Source organism: Embleya sp. NPDC008237, assembly GCF_042956465.1.
Taxonomy (GTDB): domain Bacteria; phylum Actinomycetota; class Actinomycetes; order Streptomycetales; family Streptomycetaceae; genus Embleya.
Map to the genome: position 1 here is coordinate 234,202 of NZ_JBIBGL010000004.1, position 16,057 is coordinate 250,258.

Consider the following 16,057-nt stretch of genomic DNA (forward strand, 5'->3'; position numbering starts at 1 on the left):
GTCAGCCGAACCCCGGGCGGACGGCGCCGTGCCATTGCAGGAGCAGGATGGTGGCGTCGTCCTGAAGCCGGTCGCGGTGGTATTCGCGGATCGCCCGGATCAGTCGGCGCAGGGTCTCGGGCGCGGGGAGGCCATCGGCTATGTGCCGGATCACGAAGTCCACGAAGCGGTCCAGTCCGAAGACCTCGCCTTCCGGGTTGCGGGCCTCGGTGACGCCGTCGGTGTAGAGCAGGAGCCAGTCGCCGGGTTCCAGCTGCTCCTCGTACAGCTCGACGGGCAGGCCCATGGCCGTGCCCATCGGGTGCGCCGGCGGGCGTTGCAGAGTGGCGACCCACTGGCCGTTGCGGACCAGGACCGGCGGATGGTGGCCGCGGTTGACCCAGGTCAACATGCCGCTCAGCAGGTCGAGCCGGCCGATGATCGCGGTGGCGTAGCGACTGCGGCCGAACTGTTCCAGGAGGGCGGCCTCGATCGCCTCGCTCGTCTCCACCAGGCCCACCCCGTGGCGGCGACTGCTGCGGCAGCCGGCCAGGGCGAGGGCGACGGTGAGGCCGGCGGAGGTGTCGTGGCCCATCGCGTCGAAGACGGCCAGGTGCGCGGTGTCGCCGTCGACCGCGTACTCGTACGCGTCGCCGCCCATCTCGTACGCGGGCTCCAAGGCCGCGCTGACGGTGGCCTGTTCGCCGGCGAAGGAGCCGGGCGGCATCAGGGTCCACTGCATCTCGGCGGCGAGCCCCATCGGGCGGGTGCGTACCAGGCGCTCGTAGGAGTCGCTGTACGCGCGCTTGCTCACCAGGAGCAGACCCACCAGGAAAGCGAGGTCGAGCGCCCGCTCCAGGACGGCGTCGTCGATCTCGTCCGTCTCCAGACCCAGCACGCCCAGGCGTTCGGCCCCGTCCGTCAACGGAAGCCACAGCCGCCTCGTCCGCGTCTCCCCGGGCGCACCCTGCTCCGCGCCCGCCGGGGCCTCCACGGGCTCGGCGCTCTGAAAGGCCCGGCCGGCCAGGGTGGCGTCCACCCGCAGTTCCGCCTCGGGCGCATCGGGGTCCTGGTCCGTCACCGTCTCGTCCGTGCCGCGGCCGGGAAGCAGGCGCAGCAGTTGCTGCTGCACGTCCACGAGGTAGATCAGCGGACGCAACAGCCCCAATGGTCGGGCGTGCGCGGCGATCAGCCTCGGGAGATCCTCTATGACGGCATGACGAGTGGCCCGGAGCAGCCCGCCCGCCGTGGCCACATCGTTGGGAAGGGGCTTCACCGGCGTCCTGTCTGATTCGGGCCCGATTGCCGGCTGTCGAACACGACATCGCTCGGCTGCTGCCGGTCGGGCAGCATCCGAAAGTAACAGAGCCGGCCCCGGACTGCCCGCAACACCGGCCCACGACGCTCTCGCACCCTGCGCAGTTCCCGTCGACACCGGTCGGCACCCACCCGAACCACCCGCATGTGACCGAGGGATGTGCGTGCGCTCCAGCCGCGGAATCGGGCCGGTTTTCTCGATCCTCCATCGGGCAGACGCACCGTACGGGGCAGTGCCCGGCGGTCGCCGGATGTCCGCCGGCAGACAGGTCGGAGGTACCACCGATGTTCAAGGCCATAGCGGATGTCCTGCGGTCCGTGGGCGGTGCCATCGCCACGGTGGTGACCCTCCCCTTCCGGGCCGTCGCCCGACTCTTCGGCGGCGCATCGGACAGCGCCCACGGCCGCCACTGACCCGCCCGCCCCGCCTCCGCCCCCCGGAGGGCGGAGGCGGGTCCGCGGACCACGAACGGGTCCGCGTTCCGGGTATGGGTGGCCGGGACCGGGTAGTCGCCGCGCATGGCGCGACGACAACAATTGATCAACGCGGATCCCGCACGGGTGTGGGACGTACTCGCGGATGCCAAACGCTACGCCGAGTGGGTCGTGGGCACCCGAAGCATCGAGCGAGCCGACAAGGCATGGCCCCGCCAGGGGGCCCGCCTGGAGTACACGATCGGTTTCGGGCCGATCACGTTCCGGGACGAGTGCGTCGTTCGGCTCTGTGTCCCGGGCAGCCGCCTTGAACTGGAGGCCGTGGCATCGCCGCTGGGGACGGCTCGCATCGGCATCGAACTGCTCCCGTGGGACACCGACACCCTGGTCCTGGTGGACGAACATCCGCTGCGCGGGCCGGCCGCCCGTCTCCACGGGCCGCCGGGCGAGCTCCTTCTGCACCTGCGCAACCGAAGGATGCTGCACAACCTCGCCCGGGTCGCCGAGGAGTCCCCGGGAGAGGAGGCCGGGGAATCCGAAGCGCGGGAGCCGACGCTCGACACCGGCCGCGGACTCGAAGGAGACCGATGACCGACGACGCTGACGCCGTGGTCGTCGGGGCCGGTCCGAACGGACTCGTGGCCGCCAACATCCTCGCGGACCAGGGATGGCGGGTCGAGGTACTGGAGGCCCGGGAGGTGCCCGGCGGCGCGGTGCGCAGCGACCGCGGGGTGCATCCGGACTTCGTGAACGACCTGTTCAGCTCCTTCCATCCGCTCGCCGCGGCCTCGCCGGCGATCGCGGCACTGAACCTGCACGAGTTCGGACTCCGGTGGTCCCGTGCCCCCTCGGTGCTCGCCCACCCGCTCCCGGACGGCCGGTGTGCCACGCTGCGTCACGGCGTCGATGCCACGGCCGCGGGGCTGGCGGCGGATTTCGGCGCCGACGACGCGAGCGGGTGGCGCCGGTTGTCGGCGCTGTGGGACCGGTTGGACCCGCATGTGGTGAACTCGCTCCTCTCTCCCTTCCCGCCGATTCGATCGGGCGCCGCCCTCGCCATGCGACTGGGCAGGGCTGATGCGCTGCGCTTCGCGCGGATGATGGCGCTGCCCGTGCGCAGGTTGGGCGAGGAGGAGTTCTCCGACGTCGGCGCCACGATGTTGTTGGCCGGTTGCGCCCTGCACGCGGATCTGTTGCCGGACGCGGTGCCGAGCGCGGCATTCGGCTGGCTCCTGGCCATGCTCGGCCAACAGTATGGCTGGCCCGCCCCGATGGGTGGCGCCGGCGCGCTGACCGACGCGCTCGTCCTACGTCTCACCTCCAAGGGCGGCATCGTGCGCTGCGGCTCGCGGGTGACGTCGGTCGTCGTACGGGGCGGTACGGCCCTGGGCGTACGCACCGCGGACGGCGAGGCGGTGCGGGCCCGCAGAGCGGTACTGGCCGACGTGCCCGCGCCGACGCTGTACGGCGGCCTCGTCTCCTGGGACGACCTGCCGACCCGGTTGCGCGAGGACCTGCGCCGATTCGCCTGGGACCTGGGGACGTTCAAGGTCGACTGGGCCCTGAACGGGCCGATCCCGTGGACCGCGCCCGAGGCGGCCGGCGCCGGGACCGTGCATGTCGCCGCCGATCTCACCGAACTCTCCGACTACGCCGTGCAGGTCGGCTCGGGCAGACTGCCCGCCCACGCGTTCCTGCTCCTGGGGCAGATGACCACGACTGACCCCACGCGTTCCCCCGCCGGGACGGAATCCGCATGGGCGTACACGCACGTGCCCCGGCACGTCACCGAGGATCTAGGCGGCAGCCTCACCGGACGCTGGGACTCCGCCGAGGCGGAGGCCTACGCGGACCGGGTCGAAGCACGCGTCGAATCCTTCGCCCCGGGGTTTCGCGCACGGATCACCGCGCGCCGGATCCTGTCCCCGCTCGCTCTGGAGGCGGCGAACGAGAACCTGGTCGGCGGCGCCCTCAACGGCGGAACCGCCGCGCTTCACCAGCAGTTGATCTTCCGCCCCGTCCCCGGCCTCGGCCGTTCGGAGACGCCGGTCCGCCGGCTGTACCTGGCCTCCGCCTCCGCTCACCCCGGCGGCGGTGTGCACGGGGCCTGCGGCGCGAATGCCGCCCGCGCCGCCCTGCGCACCGACCGTCTCGCGCTCACCCGCACCATCCGCCGCCGCCCGGTCACCCGCCACGGCTCCCCCGCACAGGACCGTTGAGCCCACCGAGGGCGCGCCGAGACGGCCACCGGGCGAACGGGTTCACCTACGTCTCGATCCGCGCGGACTCGCTCCGGTGCGGCCTCGGCGCGGGCGAGGCGATCGCGCGGGCAGGCGGGTAGGGCCGGGCCGCGGTGCTCGCGCGTGGGGTGCCGGGCGGTCAGCCGCCGATGGCGTCGGCCTGTCGGCGCAGGTCGTGGCCGAAGCCCGCGGGCGCCCGGTAGTCCAGGCGGGACGACGTCAGCACCCGCAACGCCGCGGTGCGCAAGACCCGGCGGCCGGCCGCCTCCAGGGCTTCCACCAGGGCCCGGTCCTCGCCCACCGCCAGCGGGGCGAAGCCGCCGACCTCCAGGTACGCGCCGGCGGAACAGCCGAGGTTGGCGCCGTGCACGTGCGGCGAGCGACCGCTCCAGGAGTCGTACCGAGTCGCGAACGCGGCGGCGCTGCCCGGTGGATGGCCGCTCCAGTCGATCACCGAAACGGTCCCGGCCACCGCGTCCCAGCCCCGGGCGGCCCAGGAGACCTGTCGGGTCAGCCAGTTCGGCGGCACCCGGCTGTCCGCGTCGGTGCTCACCAGCCACAGGTCCTCGGGGTCGCCGCGATCCTCCGCCAACACGGCGGCGAATCCCGCCGCTCGGGCCGCACCCGCGGCGCCCGCGCGTGATTCGACCACCCGGGCGCCGAAGGCCTGCGCGATCTCGGTGGTGCGGTCGCGACAACGATCGGCGGTGACCACGACGGTCGTGGCCACCCCCCGGGCGGCCAGGCGTGCCCGGGCCACGTCCAACGCGGCCAGACAGCCCGGCAGTTCGGCCTCCTCGTCGCGCGCCGGTACGACCACCGCCACCGCACGCACCGGTCGGCCCGCCCGACGGGGGCTCAACGCAGCCCCTCACGGGCCGCGGGCGACACCTCCGCAGCGGGCGCGTCCGCCCGGACGAGCACGTCCAACAGGAAGTCGGGCTCGCGGTGTTCGACGACCCGGACCAGGCCGGGCAGCGCGCACACGGCGGCGTGTACCCGTTCGGCGGGCAGTACGTGCTCCTCGGCGGGCGGTCGCCAGTGCACCGCGACCAGCGTGCCGCCGGGCGCGAGCGTGGCTCGGGCCCGGTGCAGCACGTCCGCGACGCCGGCCGGGTCGAAGTAGTAGAGGAACTCGGAGAGCACGACGAGGTCGAAGGGGACCGCGTCCGGTGCGTCGGCGGGGGTCGGCCACTGCTGCGGCAGGGTCCGCCGCTCGACGCTGACGCCGGGCAGGCCCCTGGTTCGCGCCCGCGCCTGCTCCACCGCGACCGACGCCAGGTCGCAGGCCAGCAGCCGGTCGCAACGCGGGGCCAGCGCGGCGGTCAACACCCCCACCGAGCAGGCCGGTTCGAATGCGCTGCGGTAGCGCTCCCGGGGCAGGGCGGCCAGCGTGAGCGCGTACTTGCGCCGGTCGTAGGCGCGTTCGGCCAACTGCCAGGGGTCCGGGGAGTGCGCGTACAGGTCCTCGAACCGGTGCTGCGGGGGCGGTATGCGGCTCACCGGAACAACACCTCGAAGGACCTTTCGAAGTGGGCGAGTTCCTCCGGCGGCAGGATCACCCGGTCGTCCAGCCCCGGAAGCAGCGGTGCGATCTGCGTCTCGAAACACCCGATCGCGCGTTGCTTGCGGCGGACCCGTTCGGGGTTCAGGTCGATGCGGACCGCCCGCTCCCACGGCACCCGCGGGTCGGCGGGCTCGGCCCAGTGCCACATCCACACGGGATACTCGACCAGCCGGACGCCGGCCGCCGCGCACGCTCCGGCCGCGATCCGACCGGCCGCCTCGTGGTCGGCGTGCAGGTCTCCGGACCACGGCGCGGCACACAGTGCGTACCCGGCCAGCAACTCGGCCAGGGCCGGGATCGTGGCCGCCTCGTGTGCGGCGACGGCGGTGTCGGGCAGACCCAGGCGCACGATCTCGGCGACCGGCCCACCCGGCGACAACACGGCGAGGGCCCGCCTGCTCTCCTCGATCCGGCGGGCCACCAGGTCGGCCGGCGGGATCGGGCCGTTCGGATGCGAGGCGTCGCCGTCGGTGAGCACGACGACCCGGACCCGCTCGCCGGCGTCCAGAACGCTCGCCAGCAGCCCGCCCGCGCCCAGGATCTCGTCGTCGGGATGGGCCGCGACCACCACGAGTCCGCCGACCACCCGGGGGGTGACCCGGGGCAGGCGGTCCAGTCCGCGCCACTGGGCCCACGCGGGCTCGGGCGTGCCGGGCGCCTGGATCGCGTTCTCGTGCTCCGGTGCCGCGTCGGTGATGTGCTCGGCGATGGGCGCAGTGGTGGGCTCGGTCATGGGCTCGGTCGTCATCGGGTGGCCGCCTTCGTTCGTTCCGTCCCGGTTCCCCCGGTCTCGGTCCCCCCGGTCTCGGTTCGCTCGGGTCCGGTTCGCTCGGTCCCGACTCGCTCGGGTTCCGGCGGTGCGGCGGCGAGCAGCGCGCCGAGTCGGGCCAGGTCGCGCTCCGCGTGGTGCTGCCGGATGTAGACGGTGAGGTCGGCGACCGCGCGGGCGTGCCCGGCGTCGTGGCACAGCGGTTCCGCACCCAGGGCCCGCCCGACATGTTCCAGGACGTCGGCGCAGGTGCGCTCCACCAGCGCGCGTACCCGCAGCGCACGAACCTCGGCGGTGCCGGACCGGTCCGCCGGATCCGCGTCGATCTCCGTCGCGGCGGTGCGCAGCGCCTGCGCCGCGGTGTGCAGGGCGAGGTCGACCGTGCCCAGGTGTGCCAGGCCGTGCGCGTCCAGGCGCCCGGCGCGGGCGGCGGCGGTCAGCGGGCGGGCCACCGCGCGGGCGCCGCCGAACCAGCAGGCCGCGACGCCGGCTCCGCCGTGGTGGAACCCGGGTCGGTCCAGGTAGGCGCCCACCGCGCCGAGCGGCCGGCCCGGTACCGCGTCGAGCTCGACGTCGAGGGTCTGGCTGGCCGCCATGCCCACCGCCGGCCAGGAGTCGGGCCGGGGCCGGTAGCCGACGTGGTCGAGGTCGATCCGAAACAGCCGGGAGCCGTCCGCGGTATCGGCGGTGACCAGGGCGTGCGTACACATCAGCGCGCCGGAGCAGTAGCGCCGGACGCCGTCGAGTATCCACGTCCCGTCCCGCGGCGTCGCGGTCAGCCGACTGCCCGGCGGCTCGGCCGCCCAGACGCCCCAGCGCGACCCGGGCGGCACCCTCGCGGCGCCCGGGTCGACCTCGGCGATGATCGCGAGCGCGTCGGCGTGCCCTTCCGCCAGTCGGCCGAGCGCGAGATCCTGCTCGGCGAGCGCGGCCAGGGCCCGCCACCGCGCGCCGGTGGCACCGGAACCGGGTAGTGCGAGGTCCCGTCCGGGGCCGGTCGCGAACCGGGCGAACCGGCTCTCCACCAGTGCCGTGTGCCCGTCCGGGGCACCGTCGATCGCTCCTGCCCCCATGCGTGCCGCCGGTGCGTCGGGTGTCCCTTGGGTTCTCATTCACCTCGGCTACCCCTGGCCTCACGGCCTCATGCCGGCCCGCCCGGTGCTTCCGGGAGGCCGGCGGCGCCACCGATCGGCACCGGCGGATCCGTGGCCGGGGGCTCCCCACCTGCACGTCCGGGCACGGAACCGGGCACGGGCGGGTGCGACGGAAGTGGGCCCTTCAGCCGGCGATGATCACGTCGAACACGAGGGGCGCGCGATCCGCACGAGGGCGTTGCGCTGCTGCCGGTTGACGACACCGGGTTCGGCATCCGCTTTCTGCCGACCCGGGAGCGGAAGGTCGACCGGAACCGAATGCACTTCGACCCGACGGGCACATCCCTGGCGGACCAACGGCGGACGGTGGTCAGGGCATTGGAACTCGGCGCACGGCACATCGACATCGGCCGGCTCCCTGAGGAGGGTCATGTCGTGCTCGCCGACCCCGAAGGCAACGAGTTCTGCGTCATCGCGCCGGGCAACGCATTCCTCGCCGACTGCGGCTTCATCGGAGCTCCGGCCTGCGACGGTTCGCAGGAGGTCGGGTACTTCCGGAGCGAGGCGCTGGGCCGGCCGTCACGTACGGCTCCCGCGCGATGCGGCCCGGGGACCCGCGTCCGGCCGTGCGGCACTTCCCCGGAGGCGGCTCCCGACCCTCCGCAGCCGCCGGACATCCCGGGCCCGGGCAGGCGTGGTCGACCGGGGGCGCCGGAGTCACCTCGGCTACGGCTGCGGCTGCGCCGGCCAGTGGTGGTCCGTGAACAGGCGGGCGACCAGTGCGCCCCGGCTGGATACCTCGGCCTTGGTGAAGATCGTCTTGAGGTGGTCGCGGACCGTGTGCGGCGAGATGAACAGTGCCGTGGCGATCTCGGCGGTGGTCAGCCCGCGTGCGGTGAGCTGGGTGATCTGGACTTCCCGTGAGGTCAGGCCGTACGCCTCGGCGACCAGCACCGCCAGGTCGGCGGGCGTCGCGGGCTCGATGACCAGGGCCACCGGGCCGGGCCTGCCGCCGGGTCCGGTGAGGCACGAGGCGTGGCAGCTGAGCCAACGGCCCTCGGTGGTCCGGATCCGCACCCGGGCGCTGCCGCGATCCCGGCCGTCGGCGATGGCGCGGGCCTGGAGTGCCGTGCCGATCACCCAGATCGGCAGCGTCAGCCCCAGCGGCGTACCGAACGACGGCCCCTCCGGCAGCCGCGCGAGGTGGTGCCGCGCCTCGTCGTTGGCCGACATGGCCTCGCCGGATTCGTCGAAGAGGATCAGGCCGGGCGCCGGGGAGTCCGTGCCGCGCGCGGACGTGAACGGCCGGGCGAGCGTGCGCAGCCGCCCGGCCAGCGGGCGGGACAGGTCGGCGAGCAGCGCGGTCTCCTGCGGGCGGAACGCCTCGGTGGTGCGGAACAGGCTCACCAGGCCCCACGGCCGGTCGCCGATCCGAAGCACGGCGCGCAGCTCGTCGTGCACGCCCTGGGACAGCAGCAGGCGCCGGAACCGGGCGCTGCGGGCGGGCAGATCGCCGGTGGCCGCGCGCAACCCGGCCGCCGGTACGGGGGCACGGGCCAGCTCGCGGAACGGCAGCACGTTCTCCTCCAGCAGTTCGCTTTGCCAGTAGGCCGCACAGCCCTCCCCGGAGCCCAGGTTCTGCACCAGCATCGGTGCGGTGATCAGGCCGGTCTCCGGGTCGGCGGCGGTCCACACGGCCGACTGGAACGGCACCAGCCGCCGCAGCCGGGCCGAGACGCGGCCGAACAACTCCATTGCGTCGGCGGCCTGTTCGGCGGCGGCCAGCACGGGTGCGTGTCGATCGTTCATGCCCGCCCCCGCCACCGATCGGCCCGCCATTCGCCCGCCCCGGTCCCGGGCACCTTCCGGTCCCTCGTCCAGCCCCCGACGCCGCACACCTTCAGGTCCCCCGATCCCGCCTCGATGCCGCACACCTTCAGGCCCCCGTCCCGCCCCGACGCCGCACACCTTCCGGCTCCGGCCTGCCCCGCTCCCCCGCACCTTCCGGCCCCCAGCCTGTCCTGTGGCCACACGGCACGGTACCCCTCGATCGAGGGGGTCGTTCCGGACCGATCTCCCGGAAGTGGGGGATGGGACGCCACGGCAAGGAGGGACAGGGTCGGTGGCATACGACCACCGGAGAGGCACATCATGGATATCGCGATCGTCGGGGGAGGCGCGGCAGCCGTCGGCCTGTTGGACGCGCTGGCCGGTACCGAGGGCAACGCCGCAGGGGGCGGGACCGGCACCATCACGGTCTTCGAGCCGTCGCCACACCTGTGGCGGGGGCGACCGTACGGACCGGACCTGGACGCGGTGTTGGTCAACACGCCGCCGGCCCTCATGTCGGTCCGGGGCGGCGACTTCGGCCACTTCGCGGCCTGGCTGGGCGAACGCGGTGCCGAGCACATCGACCCGCTCCTCGGCCAACCGCTGGTCCCGCGCGCACTCTACGGCGAGTACCTGGTCCACACCGCGGAGAAGGCCGTGGCGGCACTGGGCGAACAGGGCCGGCCCGTGCGCGTCGTGGCCGCGCGGGTGACGGACATCGCCGCCCGCTCCGGCCCGCGCCCGGTCCTGCGTACGGACGACGGGCAGGAGTATCGGGCCGACCGCGTGGCGCTGTGCGTGGGAGGGGGAACTTCCCCGGACCCGTACGGACTTGCCGGGCAGGCCGGCTTCACGGCGGATCCCTATCCGCTCGCCGGCACGCTCGACCGCATCGCCGCCGGTGACGATGTGGCGGTCGTCGGCAGCGGCCTGACCGCCGTCGACGTCGTCGTGGCCCTCGCCGCGCACGGGTATCCGGGGCGGATCACGCTCCTGTCGCGCAGCGGGGTGCTCCCGTACGTGTGGCAGCGCCCGAACGGCCGACGCCCGAACCACGTGACCGTCGAGCGGGTGGCAGCGCTGCATCGCGCCCGGGGGCATCTCGCGCTCGACGACCTGGTCGGCCTGCTGCGCATGGAACTGGCGGACACGGGCGAGAACTTCGACGATCTCGCGGCCCAACTCCGCGATACCCGCACCGACGATCCGGTGCAACGGCTCCGGCGCCAACTCGCCGCGGTCGACGACCCGCGGGTGGGCCGTCGGGTGGTGCAGGAGACGGCGCACAGCGTCGGCCCGTACGCATGGCACCTGTTGCGTGAATCCGACCGCGCCTGGCTGCGGCGCCACCTCCGCACGGTCACGAGCGTCGCTTCGCCGATGGTCCCGGTGAACGCGTCCGTGCTGATGCGACTCCTGGACTCCGGTCAGCTCACCGTCTCTTCCGGCATCGAGGCGATCGAGCCGGTGAACGGGCGGTTCCGGGTGCACACTGCCGAGGGCCGACACACCGCGCACGTCGTCGTCAACGCGGTGAACGCGTCCGCGCAGGCGATCCCGGACCTCGCCCGACCCCTGGTGCGATCACTGACGGCCAACGGTCTGGCCACCCTCCACCCCTCCGGCGGTCTGCTCCCCGCCGACCCGCGCGTGCATGTGGTCGGCGACCTGTCCGGCGGCTCGTTCATCACATCGAGCATCGCAGGCGTGGCCACACAGGCGACCCGCACCGCGGCAGCCCTGCGAACCCCCGGACCGTCGGCCGCAGGCTGAGCCACCATTGCGCCGAACGGAATCTCCGCAGGCCGAGTCCGGCACCCTGGCGGCGTGGCACGGGCTCAGACGCGTGGCTGCCCGGGCAGTTCGACGATGCGGTCGGCGGACGGGCGTTGCACGGTGACCGGTCGGTCGAAGTCCAACCAGTCGAGCGTGACGCCGATGTCGGCCCGGTCTTCCATGGTCAGCCGGGTCGGCAGCAGGTTTCCCTCGGCCGGGAGGTACAGCCGGACATCGCCCAGGGCGTCGTCATGGGAGGACAGCACGATCATCCGGCGCCCCTCCACCTCGACGTCACCCTGCCGCTCGCTCTCCTCGATGCCCTCGGCGAGCGCGCGCGTGTCCGCGAGGCCCTTGATCCGGTTCGGCTCGGCGACGAGCGGGCTGTCCGCGGGCAGCCGTACGTACTTGCCCGTCAGCCGTGCGGCCAGGCCGGGTTCCACCCGACTCCAGGTGCCGGCGTCGCCGTTGAGGTACAACTCGGAGTCGACCGAGACCACATCGAAGGCGCCGACGCCGACCTCCTCGACGGTCACGGTGTAGTTGCGGGTGCCGAGGTCGTACCGCAGGTCCGTGCGTATCGTCCGCTTCCCCACCCGCACCACGCCGCGCACATGCACGGTGCGTACCCTCGACGCCGCGAGTGCGACGCGGGTGTACAGGACCCGATCGTCGAGCGTCGAGTTGTCCTGCGGCCTGTCGCTCGTGGTTCGGGCGTCCGCATTCCCGGACGGAGCCGGCGCCTCGGTGCAGCTCGCGAGCAGTGTCACCGCGAGCGCCGCGACCGCGATCGCGGTCCGCGCCGCCGTCGTATGGGTCGGCTTCGACAAAGGACTCCCCATCCCCCAGCCGGGTCCCGCCGACCACGGCTGCGCCACATGATCGCGGGGCTCGCGCGACGGCCTTCGCGGGGGTGGGCAGGACGGCCCCGCTCCGCCACCACCGCCATCGCCGTTGCCGCCGTCACCGCCGCGCGGGCGCGAAGGCTGTCCGGATGGGCCGTCGGGCGGCCGGGGGAAGGGCTCGGAGGCGGGTCGGGGTGGGTGAGGGGTTGACGGCCGTGTTCATCGGGTGGAAGCCTACGTGATGAAACAACGTTATATGACGTTCGTTTATTACGGCGTCGTGCCGCCGCTCCGGGCCCGGCGGAGCGCGTGCCGGCAACCCTCTTCATCGCAAGGAGCTTCGGCCATGGCTGCAAGAAGACAGGCGCTCGCCCTGCTGGTGAGTGCCTCGCTGGCCGCCGGCACGGCCTGTTCGGCGGGGTCCGGCAGCGGTGCGAGGCCGTCGTCCGGTGCCTCGTTGAGCAGCACCACGCCGCCCGGCGCCGGTGCCCTCGACCGCGTGACCTGGGCGCTGCCGATGGGCGAGCCGACCACCCTGGATCCCGCCAAGGTCGGCGACTACTCGCCGCAGACGGTGGTCGCGAACCTCTGCGACACGCTGCTGCGGATGGCCCCGGACTTCTCCATCGGCCCCGGTCTGGCCGAGAAGGCCACCTGGGCGGACGAACACAACCTCGTGCTCGACCTGCGCCCGGGGGTGACGTTCTGGGACGGCACGCCGCTCACCCCCCGGGACGTCGTGTACAGCCTCCGGCGCCAGACCGACCCGAACACGCAGGGCATCTACGGGAGCGCCCTCGCCCAGGTCACCGCCATCGAGGCCACCGGCCCGCACCAGGTCACGCTGCGCACCAAGGCTCATGACGAGGGCCTGTTCAAGGCCCTGGTGACCCCCTTCGGCGCGGTCGTCCAGGAGACCTTCGCCGCGAAGGCCGGCGCCGGCTACGGCACCCCCACCGGCGGCGTCATGTGCTCCGGCCCGTTCAAGCTCGCGTCCTGGAAGTCCGGCGACAGCATCACGATCACGCGCAACGACGCCTACTGGGACGCGCGGCTCAGGCCCAAGGCCGCCCGGGTCGTCTTCCGTTTCGTGACGAACGGGAACACGTTGACCGGCGCCCTCCTGTCCGGCGAGATCGACGGGGTGTACGAACTCCCGCCCGGCAGCGCCGCGGCACTCGCCAAGGCGAACAACGGGAGCATCCACCTCGGTCCCGCGACGCAGAACGTGATGCTGGTCCCCGGCAATCCGCAGACACCCGCGGCCGACCGTCGCCTGCTGGACGCGCTGTCCCTGGCCGTCGACCGCAACGCGCTGATCAAGAACGCCTTCGGCGGCGACGCCACACTGCTCAAGTCCCTCACCCCGCCGCCGACCTGGGCGGGCGACCCGGCCGCGGCGCAGTTGAACGCCGCGTACGATGCCCTTCCGGCGATCGCCGGGCCGGACCTCGAACGTGCCCGGCAACTCGTCGCCGAGGTCGGCGCGCCGAAGCGCCCGCTGGTGACCGCGATACCCGCGGGTGACCAGCGGGACCTCCAAATCGTCACCTTCCTCCAGGCTGCGGCGAAGAAGATCGGCGTCGACATCGAGATCCGGCAGTTGCAGCCGACCGAGATGTCCTCGCTGTTCTACGATCCGTCGATCCGCAACGGCCTCGACCTCGTCGTCACCTTCGGTTACGTCGCGGCCCCCGACGCCCCCTCCTACGTCGCCGACATGGTCGACGAGGGTGCCCTGTTCAACTGGACCGACTACCGCAACCCGGAGGCGACCCGCCTCCTCGACCAGGCCCGCACCGCCGCCGACCCCTCGGAGGCCGCCGGGGCGTTCGCCCGGGCCCAGGCCGCCTACACCCCGTCCCTGCCGGTGATCTACCTCGTCGCCCCGCACGAGCGGATGTTCATGAACAAGCGCATCAGCGGCGCGCCCGCGTCGTTCGCGTACATGAACATGCCGTGGGCGGCGTACCTCGGCGGCACCGCGTCATGACCCCATCCATCCCCGCACCCCTGGACGCGCACACGATGACGAACTTCGCAGACTCCGCCGAGCCCGCCGGGACGCCGGCCGCGGCGCCGACCCGCACGGGCGCCGACGCCGACGCCCTGTGGAACCGCCCCGCGATCGACCTGGCCGCCGGGATCCGCGCCCGCGAGTTCACCGCCGTCGAGGTCGCCGAGGCGTTCCTCGGCCGGATCGAAGCGGTCAACCCGGTGGTCAACGCTCTCGTCGACATCCGCCCCGACGAGGTCCTGGCGCAGGCGCACGCGGCCGACCGCGCCGTCGCGGCCGGCGGCCCGCTCGGCCCCCTGCACGGCGTCCCGACCGCCACGAAGATCAACACCTCCCAGCGCGGGTACGCCTCCTCGCACGGCATCCCCGCGTGGTCCGGCCTCGTCGCATCCGAGGACGCGGCGTGCGTGGCGGCGTTGCGGGAGGCGGGCGCGGTGCTCCTGGGCCGCAGCAACAGCCCCGCGTTCGCCGTGCGTTGGTTCACCCGGAACGACCTGCACGGACGGACGCTGAACCCGTGGGACCACGGCCGCACCCCCGGCGGGTCCTCGGGCGGAGCCGCCGCCGCACTCGCCGCCGGGATGGTGCCGATCGCCCAGGGCAACGACATCGGCGGGTCGATCCGCTACCCGGCGTACTGCTGCGGCGCGGTGGGGATTCGTCCGACGGTCGGCCTGGTGTCCGCGTGGGAGCCGGCCGGCGAGGTCGAGTTCGACAGCCCGATGTCGTTCCAGACGATGGCCGTGCACGGCCCGATGGCCTGGACGGTCGCCGACCTGCGGGCCGCGATGCACGTCATGGCCACGCCGGACCTGCGCGATCCGGTCGGGATCCCGACGCTGTTGCCGAAAGGCGCAGCGGCGGGTCCGGTCACGGTCGCGGTGGTGCGCGACGTCGGCATCGCCAAGCCGCAGCCGGCCGTGAACGCGGCGATCGACACGGCCTCGCGGGTGCTCGCCGAGGCCGGATACCGGGTCGAGGAGGTCGAACTGCCGTTGCTCGCCGAGGCCGCGCGCCTGTGGTCGCTGCTGCTGTTCGAGGAACTGCGCACGATGCTGCCGGAGATCGAGCGGTTCGGCGACGCGGGCGTGCGGGATTCGCTGGCATCGACGTTCCGCGCCGCCGCCGCGATCTGGGGAGAACAGCCGGACCTGGCCACCTACATCCGGGGCTATGCGCGCCGCGGCACGCTCGTCACCCGGTTGCAGGAGTACCTCGGTGGGGACCGCATCCTGCTCACCCCGGTCTCGGCGGAGCCGCCGCTGGAGCAGGACGCCGACCTGGTGGGCGACGCGCGGATGCGCGAAGTCGTGGCCGCGCAGTGGCCGTTGCAGGCCGTTCCGGTGCTGGGCTTCCCGGCGCTCGCGGTCCCGACCGGCGTCGCCGACGGGCTGCCCTCGGGCGTGCAGCTGATCGGCGGGCGGTTCCGCGAGGACCTGCTGCTCGACGCCGCGGCCGCGATCGAGGCCCGGACGCCGCGGGTGCGTCCGGCGATCCTGCCCGCCTGACGCCGCGATCGCACGGCCGGTGGGGCGGGGTCGAACCGTCCCACCGGGCCCATCGCCCGCGCGGGACTCGGCCCGTGCGGGCCGGTCGCCCGGACGCGCCCCGGCGGTCCGCGGCCGCCGGGGCCTTCCGGCCGCCGGACGGGTCGCCCGCCCGACGCCGGACGGTCCCGCCCACCGCCCGCCTACTGCGCCGGGCCCCCCGCAAGCGCGGTCCGGGCCCGGTTGAGGTAGTCGCGGAACGCCCGGCGCTCGGCCTCCGAGAGACCGTCGAGCATGCGCTCCTCCAGTGCGCCGACCTCGTCCCGGGTCTGCGCCAGGAGCGCCTGTCCGGCCGGGGTGAGGGCGATGAGCAGGCGGCGGCGGTGCGCGGGGTCGTGGCGGCGGGCGATCAGGCCGCGCTTCTCCAGGGCGGTGACCAGATCCCGCATCGCCTGCGGGGTCACGAACGAGTTGCGGGCGAGTTCGGCGCTGGTCAGGCCGTCGCGACGGTCGAGCACGGTGAGCGCGGTGTACTGCAGGGCGGTGATGCCCGCCGGGCGCAGCAGTTCGTCCAGGTGCGCGCGCACCGCGAGTTCGACCTGCTTGACCGCGTACAGCAACAACGGAGCGGCCTCGCCCGGTGCGTCGTCCCCCGTGGCCCGCGCCGCCATACGCCCCACTCCTCGCTCCTCGTTCCGTGG

General features: G+C 73.7%; 14 protein-coding genes and 1 pseudogene. 7 read left to right on the forward strand and 8 right to left on the reverse strand.

What is annotated here, in order from left to right:
• Position 1: 1 nt before the first annotated feature.
• Entirely contained in the window at positions 2-1,255 is a 1,254-nt protein-coding gene (locus tag ACFZBU_RS11455) for a PP2C family protein-serine/threonine phosphatase (RefSeq protein WP_391583282.1), read from the reverse strand.
• A gap of 326 nt (positions 1,256-1,581) precedes the next feature.
• Between ACFZBU_RS11455 and ACFZBU_RS11460 the strand changes: the two genes are divergently transcribed.
• The 3 genes from ACFZBU_RS11460 to ACFZBU_RS11470 all read left to right on the forward strand — a co-directional run bounded on the left by ACFZBU_RS11460 (position 1,582) and on the right by ACFZBU_RS11470 (position 3,950).
• Entirely contained in the window at positions 1,582-1,710 is a 129-nt protein-coding gene (locus ACFZBU_RS11460) for an LPFR motif small protein (RefSeq protein ID WP_391583283.1), read from the forward strand.
• A gap of 105 nt (positions 1,711-1,815) precedes the next feature.
• Complete coding sequence (locus ACFZBU_RS11465) at positions 1,816-2,322, forward strand: SRPBCC family protein (RefSeq protein ID WP_391583284.1); 507 nt, start codon at positions 1,816-1,818, stop codon at positions 2,320-2,322.
• Entirely contained in the window at positions 2,319-3,950 is a 1,632-nt protein-coding gene (locus tag ACFZBU_RS11470) for a phytoene desaturase family protein (protein ID WP_391583285.1), read from the forward strand. Before ACFZBU_RS11465 ends, ACFZBU_RS11470 begins: the two co-directional genes overlap by 4 nt.
• Before the next feature lie 160 nt (positions 3,951-4,110).
• Here the strand turns inward: ACFZBU_RS11470 and ACFZBU_RS11475 are convergent, their stop codons facing one another.
• The 4 genes from ACFZBU_RS11475 to ACFZBU_RS11490 are packed head-to-tail and all read right to left on the reverse strand — an operon-like array spanning position 4,111 to position 7,380.
• A complete protein-coding gene (locus ACFZBU_RS11475) occupies positions 4,111-4,833 on the reverse strand; it encodes a glycosyltransferase (protein WP_391583286.1) in 723 nt (240 codons plus the stop codon).
• The gene (locus ACFZBU_RS11480; RefSeq protein ID WP_391583287.1) at positions 4,830-5,474 is read right to left on the reverse strand and encodes a methyltransferase; all 645 of its coding nucleotides are present in this window, start codon (positions 5,472-5,474) and stop codon (positions 4,830-4,832) included. Before ACFZBU_RS11480 ends, ACFZBU_RS11475 begins: the two co-directional genes overlap by 4 nt.
• A complete protein-coding gene (locus ACFZBU_RS11485; RefSeq protein ID WP_391583288.1) occupies positions 5,471-6,286 on the reverse strand; it encodes a PIG-L deacetylase family protein in 816 nt (271 codons plus the stop codon). Before ACFZBU_RS11485 ends, ACFZBU_RS11480 begins: the two co-directional genes overlap by 4 nt.
• Entirely contained in the window at positions 6,283-7,380 is a 1,098-nt protein-coding gene (locus tag ACFZBU_RS11490; protein ID WP_391583289.1) for an acyl-CoA dehydrogenase, read from the reverse strand. The genes ACFZBU_RS11485 and ACFZBU_RS11490 overlap by 4 nt, the downstream gene beginning before the upstream one ends.
• Positions 7,381-7,626: 246 nt before the next feature.
• Between ACFZBU_RS11490 and ACFZBU_RS11495 the strand changes: the two are divergent.
• Positions 7,627-7,980: pseudogene (locus ACFZBU_RS11495) on the forward strand (VOC family protein); the annotation flags it as partial.
• 147 nt (positions 7,981-8,127) lie between these two features.
• On the opposite strand, the gene ACFZBU_RS11500 reads toward ACFZBU_RS11495, so the two are convergent.
• Positions 8,128-9,210, reverse strand: a complete 1,083-nt coding sequence (locus ACFZBU_RS11500; protein ID WP_391583290.1) for a LuxR C-terminal-related transcriptional regulator — start codon at positions 9,208-9,210, stop codon at positions 8,128-8,130.
• A 342-nt stretch (positions 9,211-9,552) separates the two neighbouring features.
• Between ACFZBU_RS11500 and ACFZBU_RS11505 the strand changes: the two genes are divergently transcribed.
• A complete protein-coding gene (locus tag ACFZBU_RS11505) occupies positions 9,553-11,004 on the forward strand; it encodes an FAD/NAD(P)-binding protein (protein ID WP_391583291.1) in 1,452 nt (483 codons plus the stop codon).
• A gap of 65 nt (positions 11,005-11,069) precedes the next feature.
• On the opposite strand, the gene ACFZBU_RS11510 is transcribed toward ACFZBU_RS11505, so the two are convergent.
• Positions 11,070-11,837, reverse strand: coding sequence for a hypothetical protein (locus tag ACFZBU_RS11510; RefSeq protein WP_391583292.1), 768 nt, complete (start codon positions 11,835-11,837; stop codon positions 11,070-11,072).
• A gap of 361 nt (positions 11,838-12,198) precedes the next feature.
• Between ACFZBU_RS11510 and ACFZBU_RS11515 the strand changes: the two genes are divergently transcribed.
• Positions 12,199-13,845 carry an ABC transporter substrate-binding protein gene (locus ACFZBU_RS11515; RefSeq protein ID WP_391583293.1) on the forward strand — a complete coding sequence of 549 codons (1,647 nt, stop codon included), beginning with the start codon at positions 12,199-12,201 and terminating at the stop codon, positions 13,843-13,845.
• The gene (locus ACFZBU_RS11520; protein ID WP_391583294.1) at positions 13,842-15,377 is read left to right on the forward strand and encodes an amidase; all 1,536 of its coding nucleotides are present in this window, start codon (positions 13,842-13,844) and stop codon (positions 15,375-15,377) included. Before ACFZBU_RS11515 ends, ACFZBU_RS11520 begins: the two co-directional genes overlap by 4 nt.
• Before the next feature lie 182 nt (positions 15,378-15,559).
• Here the strand turns inward: ACFZBU_RS11520 and ACFZBU_RS11525 are convergent, their stop codons facing one another.
• A complete protein-coding gene (locus tag ACFZBU_RS11525) occupies positions 15,560-16,027 on the reverse strand; it encodes a MarR family winged helix-turn-helix transcriptional regulator (protein WP_391583295.1) in 468 nt (155 codons plus the stop codon).
• Positions 16,028-16,057: the final 30 nt, after the last annotated feature.

Bases quoted from the DNA above. Each gene is read 5' to 3' on its own strand.
- ACFZBU_RS11485 (WP_391583288.1), bottom strand. From the start codon at position 6,286: ATGACGACCGAGCCCATGACCGAGCCCACCACTGCGCCCATCGCCGAG.
- ACFZBU_RS11490 (WP_391583289.1), bottom strand. From the start codon at position 7,380: ATGGGGGCAGGAGCGATCGACGGTGCCCCGGACGGGCACACGGCACTG.
- ACFZBU_RS11465 (WP_391583284.1), top strand. From the start codon at position 1,816: ATGGCGCGACGACAACAATTGATCAACGCGGATCCCGCACGGGTGTGG.
- ACFZBU_RS11500 (WP_391583290.1), bottom strand. From the start codon at position 9,210: ATGAACGATCGACACGCACCCGTGCTGGCCGCCGCCGAACAGGCCGCC.
- ACFZBU_RS11525 (WP_391583295.1), bottom strand. From the start codon at position 16,027: ATGGCGGCGCGGGCCACGGGGGACGACGCACCGGGCGAGGCCGCTCCG.
- ACFZBU_RS11460 (WP_391583283.1), top strand. From the start codon at position 1,582: ATGTTCAAGGCCATAGCGGATGTCCTGCGGTCCGTGGGCGGTGCCATC.
- ACFZBU_RS11470 (WP_391583285.1), top strand. From the start codon at position 2,319: ATGACCGACGACGCTGACGCCGTGGTCGTCGGGGCCGGTCCGAACGGA.
- ACFZBU_RS11505 (WP_391583291.1), top strand. From the start codon at position 9,553: ATGGATATCGCGATCGTCGGGGGAGGCGCGGCAGCCGTCGGCCTGTTG.
- ACFZBU_RS11520 (WP_391583294.1), top strand. From the start codon at position 13,842: ATGACCCCATCCATCCCCGCACCCCTGGACGCGCACACGATGACGAAC.
- ACFZBU_RS11515 (WP_391583293.1), top strand. From the start codon at position 12,199: ATGGCTGCAAGAAGACAGGCGCTCGCCCTGCTGGTGAGTGCCTCGCTG.